12 protein-coding genes are annotated in these 13,341 nt (G+C 74.0%); 3 read left to right on the top strand and 9 right to left on the bottom strand.

Annotated features, from left to right (window positions below):
• The 4 genes from ABD811_RS11270 to ABD811_RS11255 form a co-directional block, all read right to left on the bottom strand.
• Positions 1-596 (bottom strand): sugar diacid recognition domain-containing protein (locus ABD811_RS11270; RefSeq protein WP_344944973.1); only part of this gene is annotated, 596 nt, incomplete at its 3' end.
• A gap of 28 nt (positions 597-624) precedes the next feature.
• On the bottom strand, positions 625-1,542 hold the full coding sequence (locus ABD811_RS11265; RefSeq protein ID WP_344944970.1) for a hypothetical protein: 918 nt from the start codon (positions 1,540-1,542) through the stop codon (positions 625-627).
• Positions 1,539-2,591, bottom strand: coding sequence for a S66 peptidase family protein (locus tag ABD811_RS11260; RefSeq protein ID WP_344944968.1), 1,053 nt, complete (start codon positions 2,589-2,591; stop codon positions 1,539-1,541). The genes ABD811_RS11265 and ABD811_RS11260 overlap by 4 nt, the downstream gene beginning before the upstream one ends.
• Positions 2,592-2,718: 127 nt before the next feature.
• Complete coding sequence (locus ABD811_RS11255; RefSeq protein WP_344944965.1) at positions 2,719-3,486, bottom strand: SIR2 family NAD-dependent protein deacylase; 768 nt, start codon at positions 3,484-3,486, stop codon at positions 2,719-2,721.
• A gap of 105 nt (positions 3,487-3,591) precedes the next feature.
• Between ABD811_RS11255 and ABD811_RS11250 the strand changes: the two genes are divergently transcribed.
• Entirely contained in the window at positions 3,592-4,542 is a 951-nt protein-coding gene (locus ABD811_RS11250; RefSeq protein ID WP_344944962.1) for a sulfotransferase, read from the top strand.
• A gap of 34 nt (positions 4,543-4,576) precedes the next feature.
• On the opposite strand, the gene ABD811_RS11245 is transcribed toward ABD811_RS11250, so the two are convergent.
• Both ABD811_RS11245 and ABD811_RS11240 read right to left on the bottom strand, forming a co-directional pair.
• Positions 4,577-4,741, bottom strand: coding sequence for a hypothetical protein (locus ABD811_RS11245; RefSeq protein WP_344944959.1), 165 nt, complete (start codon positions 4,739-4,741; stop codon positions 4,577-4,579).
• A 142-nt stretch (positions 4,742-4,883) separates the two neighbouring features.
• Positions 4,884-7,052 carry an ABC transporter ATP-binding protein gene (locus ABD811_RS11240; protein ID WP_425549392.1) on the bottom strand — a complete coding sequence of 723 codons (2,169 nt, stop codon included), beginning with the start codon at positions 7,050-7,052 and terminating at the stop codon, positions 4,884-4,886.
• A 283-nt stretch (positions 7,053-7,335) separates the two neighbouring features.
• Between ABD811_RS11240 and ABD811_RS11235 the strand changes: the two genes are divergently transcribed.
• Positions 7,336-9,267: a Xaa-Pro dipeptidyl-peptidase gene (locus ABD811_RS11235; protein WP_344944956.1), complete on the top strand. Its 1,932-nt coding sequence runs from the start codon at positions 7,336-7,338 to the stop codon at positions 9,265-9,267.
• Positions 9,268-9,352: 85 nt separating this feature from the next.
• Here the strand turns inward: ABD811_RS11235 and ABD811_RS11230 are convergent, their stop codons facing one another.
• From ABD811_RS11230 to ABD811_RS11220, 3 genes are all read right to left on the bottom strand, one after another.
• On the bottom strand, positions 9,353-10,171 hold the full coding sequence (locus tag ABD811_RS11230) for an enoyl-CoA hydratase/isomerase family protein (protein ID WP_344944953.1): 819 nt from the start codon (positions 10,169-10,171) through the stop codon (positions 9,353-9,355).
• 163 nt (positions 10,172-10,334) lie between these two features.
• On the bottom strand, positions 10,335-10,547 hold the full coding sequence (locus tag ABD811_RS11225) for a helix-turn-helix domain-containing protein (protein ID WP_012852589.1): 213 nt from the start codon (positions 10,545-10,547) through the stop codon (positions 10,335-10,337).
• Between the two features lie 116 nt (positions 10,548-10,663).
• Positions 10,664-12,262 carry an ABC-F family ATP-binding cassette domain-containing protein gene (locus tag ABD811_RS11220; protein WP_344944950.1) on the bottom strand — a complete coding sequence of 533 codons (1,599 nt, stop codon included), beginning with the start codon at positions 12,260-12,262 and terminating at the stop codon, positions 10,664-10,666.
• 254 nt (positions 12,263-12,516) lie between these two features.
• On the opposite strand from ABD811_RS11220, the gene ABD811_RS11215 reads away from it, so the two are divergent.
• On the top strand, positions 12,517-13,296 hold the full coding sequence (locus ABD811_RS11215; protein ID WP_344944947.1) for a VOC family protein: 780 nt from the start codon (positions 12,517-12,519) through the stop codon (positions 13,294-13,296).
• Positions 13,297-13,341 lie beyond the last annotated feature (45 nt).

The raw sequence follows: 13,341 nt of genomic DNA, 5'->3' as shown, positions 1-13,341 counted from the left end.
CCGACGGCGGCCAGCACGCGCCGCTCGTCGGCGCCGAGCCTGCGGTCGAGGTCGCGGGTCGCGGCCGGGTCGGCGGCGCGCAGCGCGAACGCCCGGGACGGCGGGCCGGGACGGGCGTCCACCAGGCGCAGCCGGCGGCGCCACTCCGCGGCCGTCAGCCGCCCGGCCACCAGGTCGGCGAGGATCTGCTCGCGGACGCGCCGCCGCCAGCCGGCCTCCTCGCGCAGCGCCCGCTGTGTGATCATCAGCTCGGTCATCAGCACCACCGCGGCGGCCAGCTCGCCGACGTCGCGAGGCTCGCCGGTCACCCCGACCACCCCGGCGACCGCCTCGCCGCCGGCGCCGCCGTCCCGGGCGGCGCGGATCGGCAGGTTCACCCCCGCCTGGGTGCCGCCGAGCCGCCGGGCCTCGGCGCCGGTCACCGCGAACGGCTCGCCGGTCGCCAGCACCCGCCGGGCGCCCTCGTGCACCTCGCCGACGCGGGCCGGGTCGCCGCTGGCGATGATCACGCCGTGCCGGTCCATGATGTTGACGTTGCGGCCCAGCCGCCGGGTGATCTCGGCCACGATGGCCCGGGCGTCCTCCGCGCTGATCACACGGTCACGATAGCCGCGGGGCCGCGGCTCAGGGCTCGGCGGCCAGCTTGGTCAGCACCGAGGTGAACTCCTCGGGCAGCACGACCGCGTCGCCCTGGTAGCGGAGGTCCAGCAGCGTCAGCTCGCCCATCCGCCACCAGTACAGGTGCGGGCTGAGCGAGCCGGGGCCGTCCTCGTAGGCGCGGCGGGCGTGCGCCTGCAGCTCACGGGCGGCGTTGACGGCGGCCCGGTAGCGGGCGCGCGGGCAGCCGCCCGCGGGCCGCAGCGGGTGCGCGACGATCTGGCTGCGGTTGGGCGCCACCACCAGCGCGCCGTACGGGCCGATCGGCAGGTACTCCTCCAGCCACGCCAGGTGGGTGGCGGCGTAGAACGTCCAGCCGTGCAGCACCGACACCCGCACGCTGCGCAGCTCGTCCTCGTCGACCTGCAGCGGCCCGTCGCCCCGCACGTTGGAGCGGCCGAGCATGAACAGCGCGTCCCCCGACACCGGCCAGCCGTGCATCTCGTCGGTGGTGACGGTGCGGACCGTGGTGGGGGTGTCGACGACCACCACCTCGATCAGCCCGGGTGCGAAAGGGCGTGCGGCCAGGACCCCGTTGTCGGCTTCGGCCGGGTAGATGCGGGTGCGCAGCAGGTGCTGGGCCAGGTCGAAGTCGCTGAGGTCCAGCGGCTCCTCGACGGCGGTGACGATCGTGGTGACGTGGTCGGACACCAGCGCGGGCCAGTCGTCGCGCGGCACCAGCCGGGCCAGCTGGCGCAGGTTGCGCATGCTGACGTGCAGCCGGTTGGCGCCCTCCAGCAGCATGACGTCGCCGGGGACGCGGCGGCAGGAGTAGCCGAGGCTCTCGGCCACCAGCACCAGCAGCGAGTCGAGGGCGCCCTGGTCCCACAGGCCGTCCCGGCGACCGTCGTCCCACGCACCGGGACGGGCATGCCGGCCGCTCATCGCACTCCTCCCGGCAGGGGTCGGCTGTCACTTGCGCGGCGCCGTCCGGCCGGGACGCTCAGGGTCAGCGCTGCGGCGTCCAGCCGTACGGGGGCGCCGAGCTCCAGGGTGACCTGGCACGGTCCGTGCCCGGCGGGCACACCGGCCAGCACCGGAACGCCCAGGGGGCCCAGCCGGTCGGTGAACACCGCGTCGAGCTCGGCCGGGTCGCCGCAGTCGGTCCACGAGCCCAGCACCACGCCCGCCGCACCGTCGAACCACCCGGCCTGGAGCAGCTGCGTGAGCATCCGGTCGACGCGGTAGGGCGCCTCGCACACGTCCTCGAGCAGGACGATGCGACCGGCCGCCGGCGGCGGGGCGTGGGGGGTACCGATCAGCGCGGTGAGCAGAGCCAGCGTACCGCCCGTCAGCACGCCCTCGGCACGCCCGGGGCTCAGCGCGTGACTGCCGGTGACCGTCGCCCCGGCCGGGTCGCCGAACAGGGTCGACCTCAGGTGCGCCAGCGTGCGCTCCCGGTCGTCGTCGAGCGGGCCGGCGAGGTCGGCGACCAGCCCGGCCACCATGGGGCCGAACGAGGTGCTGACGCCCAGCCGCGCGCCGAACGCCACGTGCAGGGCGGTGATGTCGCTGGAGCCGTGCAGCGCCTTGGGGCCGCGTCCGTCACCGGACGCGGCGGCGAGCGCGTCCCAGTCGAGCAGGTCGAGCAGGCGGGTGGCGCCGTAGCCGCCGCGGGCGCACAGCACCGCGCGGACGTCCGGGTCGCACCAGGCAGCCTCCAGGTCGGCGGCGCGGTCGGCGTCGGTGCCCGCCAGGCGGTGCCATCCGTCGCGGGCGGCGGCGCCGGCGAGGTTGGCGCGGTCCAGGACATGCCCGGCCAGGACGACCTCCAGCCCGAGATCGCGCAGCACGCCGCAGCCGGCCTCCAGCCGGACGGGATCGACCGGCCCGCTCGGCGCGACCACGGCCACCCGGTCGCCGGGGCGCAGCCCGGCGAACCGGCGGGGCGACCCGTCCTCGGGTGCGGCCCCCTCGCGGGTGCCCCCGCTCATCAACCTCGTCCCTCCTCGCACCGCGACGGATAGAGCTTGTCAGGAGAAGGTCGCCAAAGGAAGGGCCGTCCGCTCACGATCCGTGGACGGATCATCGCGCCACGTGACGCGTCGCAGGTCGGACGGGTCACCGGGCCGCCCCGACCGCCAGTTCGACCAGCCGGGGCAGCGTGTCGCCGACGGGGCGGCGCAGCACCGCGTCGGCCACCGGGTCGTACGGGGTGGGCTCGGCGTTGACGATCACGAACCGGGCGCCGCGCTCGACCGCCTCCAGGCACAGGCCCGCGGCGGGCTGCACGGTCAGCGACGTCCCGACCGCCAGGAACAGGTCGCAGGAGCGGGCCGCCTCGACCGCCGCGTCCAGCACGTCGGGGTCGAGGGCCTGCCCGAAGGAGATCGTGGCCGACTTCTGGATGCCGCCGCAGTCGGGGCACGGCGGGTCGTCCTCGCCCGCCTCCACCCGGGCCAGCACCTGCGGCATGGGCGTGCGCAGCCCGCACGACAGGCACTCGGCCTCGCGCATGGTGCCGTGGATCTCGATCACCCGGTCGGGCGCCGACCCCGCCCGCTGGTGCAGGCCGTCGATGTTCTGGGTGACGATCGCGCGCAGCCGCCCCGCCCTCTCCAGCCGCACCAGGGCCTCGTGCGCGGCGTTGGGCTGGGCGTGCCAGGCCGGATGGTCGCGCCGCGACCGCCAGGCCTGCCGCCGCACCTCGGGGTCGGCCAGGTAGGCGCCGATCGTGGACTGCGCCGCGGCCTCGGGGTTCTTCGTCCACACGCCCTGCGGGCCGCGGAAGTCGGGGATCCCGCTGTCGGTGCTGATGCCCGCGCCGGACAGCACGGTGATCGCCTGCGCCCGCGGGAGCCATTCCCGCAGGGTGGTCGGAGCGTCCATTTCTCCAAGGCTAGGCCGGGAAAGCACTCTTCTGCTCCTATTATCCCTGTGAGCGCGCCGGCCTGTCGGCTCTCGTCCCGGCGAGGTGAGAAACTGAACACTCGTATGAGGTCCACGCCGCACATCCTCGTGGTCAACGGCACCAAGGTCCGCCGTCCGGTGTTCATCCTGGGCTCGCCCCATTCCGGCGCGGACCTGCTGGCGCGCGCCGTGAAGCGGTCCGCGGGGTTCCATCTGACCATGGGACGCCCCGGGGTGCTGCGGGTCACCTACGCGTTCGCGCGGCGGCCGTCGATCGCCACCGGCCGGGGCCGGGGCGCCGCCCGGGTCCTGCGCGACGCCTACGCCGAGGCGTGGCAGATCTCCGCGCGCGCCTGCGCGCAGTGCCCGGACGTGTGCCGCGACGCCGCCGGGCTCCCGCCGTCGGCGGCCGGCGTCCCCGCCGGGGACGACGCGCCGTGCGTGGCGCCACGCGACGTCGACCGGTTCGCCGACGCCTCCCCCGACCTGATCTACAGCGCGGACGTGCTGCTGGACGCCTTCCCCGACGCCCAGCTGCTGCAGGTCATCCGCGACGGGCGGGACGTGGTGGCCGACATGCTCGCCGACGAGCGCTGCCTGGCCTGGTTCAAGCCGGGCCTGGCCAACCTGGACGAGGTGTTCCCCAACCCGTTCCTGGGCGTGGAGGACGTGGCCGACCGGGCCCGCTGGCCGCGCGCCGCCCCGGCCGTCAAGTGCGCGCTGCGCTGGCGCGGGTCGGTGCGGCTCAGCGCCCGCCTGCGGGCGCAGACGCCCGAGGAGCAGCTGCTCACGGTGCGCTTCGAGGACCTGGTGCGGCGGCCCCGCCGGGTCGCCGACGCCGTGTCGGAGTACCTGGGCGCCCCGATCTCCACGGGTGTGCTGGCCGGGCTGGTGCGCAGGGGCGCGCCCGTCTCGGACGACCGGCGCGTGGGCGTCTGGCGGGAGCGGCTCACGCCCCGGCAGCTCACGCAGGTCGAACGGGTGGCGGGCACCGAGCTGGGACGCCTCGGCTACGACCTCGGCACCGCGGGCTGAGGCCCCGCGGCGTGTGCCCCGCGGCGACGGCGGGTCAGCGGCGCCTGACCAGCGCCGCCGGGGACGACGCCAGTTCGGGCAGCCGGTCGGGCCCGAGCCAGCCGATCGCCACGCCCGCCGCGCCCAGGCCGACCACGAGGACGGCGTAGCGTCCCGTCCCGCTCCTGACGATGCGACCGGGATTGACCGTCACACGCACGCCGTGCTCCTTCCTCAGCGTGTGCCATGACGCGGCCGCTCGCGCCCCCGGCGCGCACGGCCGTCATCCCCAGGGAAGGCCCTCAAGGTGACCGCTCGGTGGCCGCTCCGGCGCCTCCCGGCAAAGACCAGGCATGGAGTCGTCAGTCGGCGGCCGCGCGCTCGGTCTCGCGGGGGCCGGGCAGGCCGTCGGCGGCGGGCGCGTCGACCTCGGCGGGCTCGGTGACCTCGGCGGGCTCCGCCGGTGGGGCGGGGTCGGCCTGGCGGGCGAACTGGGTGCGGTACAGCTCGGCGTACAGGCCGCCGCGCAGCAGCAGTTCCTCGTGGCGGCCCCGCTCGGCGACGCGGCCGCCGTCGATCACCAGGATCTGGTCGGCCTCCCGGACCGTGGACAGCCGGTGCGCGATCACCAGGGAGGTGCGCCCGGCCAGCGCGGTGGCCAGCGCCCGCTGGACGGCCGCCTCGGACTCGGAGTCCAGGTGCGCGGTGGCCTCGTCCAGCACCACCACCGACGGCGCCTTCAGCAGCAGCCGGGCGATCGCCAGGCGCTGCTTCTCCCCGCCCGACAGGCGGTAGCCGCGGTCGCCCACCACCGTGTCCAGGCCCTCGGGCATCGCGGCGACCAGCTCGCCGATGGCGGCGGCGTCCAGCGCGGCCAGGATCTCCTCGTCGGTGGCGTCCGGACGGGCGTAGCGCATGTTCGCGCCGATCGTGTCGTGGAACAGGTGGGCGTCCTGGCTGACCACGCCGATCTGGGCGCGCAGCGACTCCAGCGTCACGTCCCGCACGTCGTGGCCGCCCACCCGCACCGCGCCGTCGGTCACGTCGTACAGCCGCGACACCAGGTGCGTGATCGTGGACTTGCCCGCCCCGGACGGGCCGACCAGCGCGTACATCTGCCCCGGCGGGACGGTGAACGTCACGTCCCGCAGCACCTCGCGGCCGGGCGCGTTGTCGGTGCGCGCGATCGACTCCAGCGACGCCAGCGACACCTCGGCGGCCGACGGGTAGGAGAACGACACGTGGTCGAACTCGATCGCCGGGGCGGCGCGCTCCCCCTCGACCGCCGTGACCGTGGCGGTCGTCGCCGTGGCGGCGCCGTCCCCGGCGGCCCGCCCGTTCCCGGCGGCCTTCTCGGTCTTGTCGCTCTTGTCGGTCTTCTCAGGCTTGTCGCTCTTGTCGGTCTTGACGAGCGCGCCGGCGCCGGCGCCGGCGCCGCCGTCGCCGTCGGCGGTGACGGTGAGGGGACGGGCGTCCGCGCGGTCGGCGATCAGCGGCTTGAGGTCCAGCACCTCGAAGACGCGGTCGAAGCTGACCAGCGCGGTCATCACGTCCACGTGCACGTTGGACAGCGCGGTCAGCGGCCCGTACATGCGGGTGAGCAGGGTGGCCAGGGCGACCAGGGTGCCGAGCTGGAACTTCCCGTCGACGACCAGGAAGCCGCCGACGCCGTACACCATGGCCGTGGCCAGCGCCGCCACCAGGGTCAGGGCGGTGAAGAACACCCGCCCGTACATGGCGGCCACGACGCCGATGTCGCGGACCCGGGCGGCGCGCTGGGAGAAGTTCTCCTCCTCCTCGGCCGGGCGCCCGTACAGCTTGGCCAGCATCGCGCCGGCCACGTTGAACCGCTCGGTCATCAGCGAGCTCATCTCGGCGTCCAGCTGCATCTGCTCGCGGCTGACCCGCTGCAGCCGCTTGCCCACCCACTTGGCGGGCAGGATGAAGATCGGCAGCAGCAGCAACGCGATCAGCGTGACCTGCCAGGACAGGACGAACATGGTGACCAGCACCAGGATCAGGCTGATCACGTTGGACACCACCGACGACAACGTGGTGGTCAGGGCGCGCTGGGCGCCGATGACGTCGTTGTTGAGCCGGCTGACCAGCGACCCGGTCTGCGCCCGCATGAAGAACGCGACCGGCTGGCGCTGGACGTGCCCGAAGACCTGGGTGCGCAGGTCGTAGATCAGGCCCTCGCCGATGCGCGCCGAGTACCACCGCTGGACCAGGCCGAGCACGGCCTCCAGCAGCGCCAGCCCGGCCACCGCGACCGCCAGCCACACCACCACGGCGTGGTCGGCCGGCACGATGCCGCGGTCGATGATCGACTTGAGCAGCAGCGGGTTGGCCACCACGATGCCCGCGGCGAGCGCGTTCAGCATCAGGAACAGCACCAGCTCGCGGACGTAGGGCCGGGCGTAGCCGGCGATACGGCGCACGGTGCCGGGCTTGAGCCGCTGCCGGGTGACCGACGCGTCCCGGCGGAACGAGGCCATCACCTGCCAGCCGTTGCCCGGCATTCCCGGCATCCCCACAGCGACCTCCGAGGGTCCGACGCGGCCGCGACGCCCCGGCGGCCACGTCCGTCGTCCGATACGTAATCAAGTAATCAGGTCGTGCGTCAGCACAGCACAACACATCGCCCGCATCCGGGCTTCCCAGGTCAGCTCTGGGCGTAACGCGACCGCGACGGCACAATCGCACAACCGCACGGCACCCGCCATATCCGGCCTTGTCGTGGACGTACCCCGCACCGGGATAGTAGATCTGCTGATCAACATCTTTCGGCTCTCAACCCCCCTTGGAGCCCACGTGACCCGACGTCTGCTGCGCGGCCCCACCAGGCGAGCCGCCGGCGCGCTCACCCTCGCGGCCGCGCTGATCGCCGCGACCGCGCCGCCCGCCGGGGCGGCCGCGACCGCCCGTCCGGCCGTCCCGACGATCAAGGTGGCGAACGGGGAGACCCAGCCGGTGTTCTCCCGCGCCGACGCCGTCACCCAGACCGTCGACATCGAGACCACGGTCGACAGCGACCGCGACGGCGTGCGCGACCGCGTCCAGCTGCGGATCATGCGCCCGAAGGAGACCGACCGGGGCCTGCGGGTCCCGACGATCCTGGAGCCCAGCCCGTACTGGGCGGGCACCCACGACGACGTGCCGATGCACCCGGTCGACATCGGCGGGGCGCAGGCCCGGTCCCACGCCACGGTCCAGCGGAACCTGGCCGAGATCTTCCCCGGCTACTACGACAACTACTTCCTGCCGCGCGGGTACGCGGTGGCCAACCTCGACAGCATCGGCACCGGCGGGTCCACCGGCTGCCCCACGTCCGGTGACCGCGCCGAGCAGGCCGGGACAAAGGCCGCCGTGGACTGGCTGAACGGCCGGGCCCGCGGCTGGGCGCCGGACGGCACCCCGGTGAAGGCCACCTGGTCCACCGGCAGCGTCGGCATGATCGGCCAGTCGTACAACGGCACGCTGCCCAACATGGCGGCGGCCAGCGGCGTCACCGGGCTCAAGGCGATCGTGCCGATCGCCGCGATCTCCAGCTGGTACGACTACTACCGCGCCAACGGCGGCGTCCTGGCGCCCGGCGGCTTCCAGGGCGAGGACCTGGACGTGCTGGCCAAGGTCGTGCTCACCCGGAAGAACCCCGAGGTGTGCGCGAAGGTCATCGACGAGCTGACCGCCGCGCAGGACCGCGAGACCGGCGACTACGGCGAGGTGTGGGCGGACCGCGACTACGTCGGGGACGCCCGCAAGGTCAAGGCCGCCGTGATGGTGGTGCACGGCCTGAACGACTGGAACGTCAAGGTCAAGAACTCCGTGCAGTGGTGGAACGCCCTCAAGGAGGCGGGGGTGCCGCGCAAGCTGTGGCTGCACCAGGGCAACCACGCCACGCCCTTCCGCTGGCGGCTGGAGGAGTGGCTGCGGCAGACGCACCACTGGTTCGACCGGTGGCTGTACGGCATCCAGAACGGCATCACCGCCGAGCCGCGCGTCGACATCGAGCGCGCCCCCGGCCGGTGGGAGACGGCGCGCGACTGGCCCGTCCCGGGCACCCGCACCGTGCCGCTGAGCCTGAACGCCGGAGCGGAGGGCCAGCCGGGCGCCCTGTCACCGCGTCCGCGTCCGGGCGCGCCGCAGTCGATGGTGGACGCGGGCCGTACCCGCACCGCCGAGCAGCTGCTGGTCAACGAGAACCAGGCCGACCCCAACCGGCTCGTCTACCTGACGCCCGAGCTGGAGAAGGCCGTCCGCGTCAACGGCATCCCCCGGATGTCGGTGAAGGCGTCCCTTGACGGGCGGTCGCCGTACCTGACGGCGCTGCTGGTGGACTACGGCACCGACACCCGTCCCACCGGCGCCCGCGTCGACACCGGCGAACGGGTCTGCTACGGCGAGGGCGTTCCGGGCGACGACGGCTGCACCACGCGGCTGGCGCACCGCACCGAGACCGCACCCTTCAAGATCGTCACGCGGGGGTGGCTGGACGCCCGCAACCGGCACAGCCCGAGCCGCACCGAGCCGGTCGCGCCGGGCCGGGAGTACACGTTCCGCTGGGACATGGAGCCCACCGACTACGTGTTCAAGCCCGGCCACCGCATCGGCGTGGTCGTGCTGTCCACCGACTACGACTACACGCTGCGCTACCCGGCGGGCACGAGGCTGACCGTGCGTCCGGGGAGCAGCAAGCTGCTGTTCCCGATGGCGCCGGGCGGATCGCTGGAGGGCCTCGGGTAGGACGACGCGGCGCCCGCGCGTGAGCGAAGGGCCGTCAGGAGGGCTCGCGGCCCCCCGTGACGGCCCTTTCGCGCGGCCGAGGAGATCAGGTCGCGGACCGCCCGGCGCCGAACATCTCGCGCAGTCGGCCGATCTGCTCGCGACGCTCGGCGGCGCACTGCTCCTCGAGGGTGTTGCCCGGCGCCTGCCACAGCAGCCGCTTGGTGGCCACGGCGGCGCCGGCGTTCACCGCCAGCAGCGAGTCGACGAGGCCGCGCACCGCCTCGTCCAGCCGGTCGCGCGGCGTGACGATCTCGGCGATGCCCAGGCGGGCCGCCTCCTCGGCGGGCACGTTGCGCGCCGTCAGGCACAGCTCCAGGGCGCGCGGCACCCCGACGATCTCCACCAGGGGCTTGGTGCCGGTCAGGTCGGGGACCAGGCCGAGCGCGGGCTCCTTCATGCAGAACACCGCGTCGTCGGCGGCCACCCGCAGGTCGCAGGCCAGCGCGAGCTGGAAGCCGCCGCCGATGGCGTGGCCGTGCACGGCCGCGATCGTCACGATCTCGGGGCGGCGCAGCCAGGTGTAGCCCTCCTGCAGCTCGGCGATGAACCGGTCGGTGGCCTCGGGGTCGGAGCCGTCGGGCTGCTCACCGCCGGAGAACATGCCGAGGTCGATGCCCGCCGAGAACGACGGCCCCGCGCCGCGCAGCACCACCACCCGCACCTGCGGCGGCAGCGACCGGCCGATCCGGGCCAGGCCGCGCCAGGTGGCGAAGGTCATCGCGTTGCGGCGCTCGGGGCGGTTCAGCGTGACGGTGGCGACCGCGCCGTCGACCTCCAGCAGCAGCCCCGCCTCGGCCAGCTCCGCCTCGTCCGGCGGTGTGGCCGGTTCCGGCCGCGGCTCCTGCGCACTGGCGTCCGTCATGTGACGCCCCCCTTCCGCTGTGACTGCCGTGTCGCGGCGGACCGGCCCCGGCACCCGGCACGGGGGCCGGACGCGAGCCGACCCGCCGTCGCGAACCGAACCATACTCGGTCGGCCGCGGCGGCGGGTCGGACGGTGCGCTCCTCCGGGGGTCTATCGTCCGGTCAGGACTTCTTGCCGCGGGTCGCGCCGCCGCGCCCCCGCAGGTTGACGCCGGACTCGGTGAGAATCCGGTGGATGAAACCGTACGAGCGACCGGTGGCGGCTGCCAGGGCGCGGATGCTCTCGCCGGAGTCGTACCTCTTCTTGAGTTCGGCCGCCAGCTTGTCGCGCTCGGCACCGGTCACGCGGGTGCCCTTCTTAAGGGTCTCGGCCACGAGTACCTCCCGTAGTGATGTGGTGACCGCTGCGTTATCCCCCGCCATGATCAGTCATTCCCGCGCGTTCGGCTACCCACTCCGCCAGAAAAGATCTGCAGAAGCTGCCCTGCAGGTCACGCAAGTGCCACCAGATCGGCAAACTCGTCACTCCAGATGTCCTCGACACCATCCGGCAGCAAAATCACCCGGTCCGGTCGCAACGCCTCCACGGCGCCCTCGTCGTGGGTGACCAGGACGATGGCTCCGGCGAAGGTGCGCAGGGCCGCCAGGATCTCCTCCCGGCTGGCCGGGTCGAGGTTGTTGGTGGGCTCGTCCAGCAGCAGCACGTTGGCGCTGGAGACCACCAGCGTGGCCAGCGCCAGCCGGGTCTTCTCGCCGCCCGACAGGACCCCGGCGGGCTTGTCGACGTCGTCGCCGGAGAACAGGAACGAGCCCAGGATCTTGCGGGCCTCCACCGGCGCCAGCCCGGGCGCCGCCGACTGCATGTTCTCCAGCACGGACCGCTCGACGTCCAGGGTCTCGTGCTCCTGGGCGTAGTACCCGATGCGCAGCCCGTGCCCGGCGACGACCGTGCCGGAGTCGGGCTTGTCGACCCCGGCCAGCAGGCGCAGCAGCGTCGTCTTGCCCGCGCCGTTCAGGCCCAGGACCACGACCCGGCTGCCCCGGTCCACGGCCAGGCTCACGTCGGTGAAAATCTCCAAAGATCCGTACGATTTCGACAAACCCTCCGCGGTGAGGGGGGTGCGGCCGCACGGCGCCGGATCCGGGAAGCGGATCTTGGCGACCTTGTCGGCCCGCCGCTCGCCCTCCACCCCGGCCAGCAGCTGCCGGGCCCGGCGGTCCATCTGCTGGGCCGCCTTGGCCTTGGTGGCCTTGGCGCGCATCTTGTCGGCCTGCGCCAGCAGCGCCGCCGCCTGCCGCTGGGCGTTGGCGCTCTCGCGCCTGCGCCGCCGCTCGTCGGTCTCGCGCTGGGTCAGGTAGGTCTTCCAGCCGACGTTGTAGACGTCGATGACGCAGCGGTTGGCGTCCAGGTGGAACACCCGGTTGACCACCGCGTCCAGCAGGCCCACGTCGTGGCTGATGACCACCAGGCCGCCCTGGTGGGAGCGCAGGAAGTCGCGCAGCCACAGGATCGAGTCGGCGTCCAGGTGGTTGGTGGGCTCGTCCAGCAGCAGCGTGTCGGCGCCGGAGAACAGGATGCGGGCCAGCTCGACGCGGCGCCGCTGACCGCCCGACAGGGTGCCCAGGGGCTGGCCCAGCACCCGGTCGGGCAGGCCCAGGCTGGAGGCGATGGACGCGGCCTCGGCCTCGGCCGCGTACCCGCCCAGCACGTGCAGCCGCTCCTCCAGCCGCCCGTAGCGGCGCACCGCGCGGTCGCGGTCGCCGTCGACGGCGGTGGCCATCGCCTCCTCGGCCGCCCGCAGGTCGCGCAGCACCTCGTCCAGCCCGCGCGCCGACAGGATGCGGTCGCGGGCGGTCTCCTCCAGGTCGACCTCCCGCGGGTCCTGCGGCAGGTAGCCGAGGGTGCCCGAACGGGTGACGCCGCCCGCGGCGGGCAGCGCCTCCCCCGCCAGCACGCGGGTGAGGGTGGTCTTGCCGGCGCCGTTGCGGCCCACCAGGCCCACCCGGTCGCCCGGGTTGACGCGGAACGTGGCGCCCTCGATCAGCAGCCGGGATCCGGCGCGCAGCTCGATGTCGTTGACAGTGATCACGGTAGACAGGGCTCCCTGACGGAGAGGTTCGACGGACGGGCGGCAGCACGAGGCGCGTCACGGTCCGTGACCACGACGCGCCCAGGGGCCTGTCAGCTCGGGAGCGAAACCATCTGATCAGTGTACGAGACGCGCGCAACCGGATTCCGAACCTCGCGCGCCGCCCGCGCGGGCCCCGGGGAAAGTTCCGGGATGTCAGGATGGGAGGGACGGGCGATGCGACGTGGGGGACGAGCGCACGAGGGGGGAGCTCGATGAGCCACGTCACCACCACCCAACCCGAAGGCACGCCCACCTGGCTGGACATGGGCGTCCCGGACCTGGAGGCGGCCAGGCGGTTCTACGGCGACGTCCTGGAGTGGGAGTTCCGGGACCAGGGACCCGAGGCCGGCGGTTACCACCTGTGCCTGCTGCGCGGCGAGCCGGTCGCGGGCGTCATGCGCGGCCCCGACGAGGGCGCCGCCGGGATCCGGTGGACCGTCTACTTCGCCACCGACGACTGCGACGGCGCGGTCAAGCGGGCCGCCGACGCGGGCGGCGGCGTGGTCCACCAGCCGATGGACGTCATGGAGCTCGGCCGGATGGCGATCGTCACCGACGCGGTGGGCGCCCCGCTCGGCCTGTGGCAGGGCCGCACCCACATCGGCGCGCGGCTGGTGAACGAACCCGGCGCACTGGTGTGGAACGAGCTGGTGACCGGCGACGCCGACGAGGCCCGCGAGTTCTACCGGAACCTGTTCCGCTACACCACCGAGCCGATCGCGGGCGAGCTGGACTACACACTGCTGCGGCGCCCCGACGGCCATGAGGTCGGCGGCATCCACGGCAAGCCGGACACCGTGTTCTCGTACTGGCTGAGCTACTTCGAGGTCGACGACGTCGACTCGACGGTGCGCACCGTGCAGACGTCGGGCGGCTCGCTCGAAGGCGACCCGTGGAACTCCCCGTACGGCCGCATGGCGCACGTCAGGGACCCGTTCGGCGCCGAGTTCCGCCTCGTCCGGCCGCCGGACCGGATGCCCGACTCGGTGTGACGCCGGCGCGGGCCGCATGCGGGCGGGCCGGCCGCCGTCTCCGTC

The organism is Actinomadura miaoliensis (assembly GCF_039536785.1).
Lineage (GTDB): Bacteria > Actinomycetota > Actinomycetes > Streptosporangiales > Streptosporangiaceae > Spirillospora > Spirillospora miaoliensis.
Note: the sequence above shows the minus strand (reverse complement) of the source record. Positions and strands in the feature narration are given on the sequence as shown.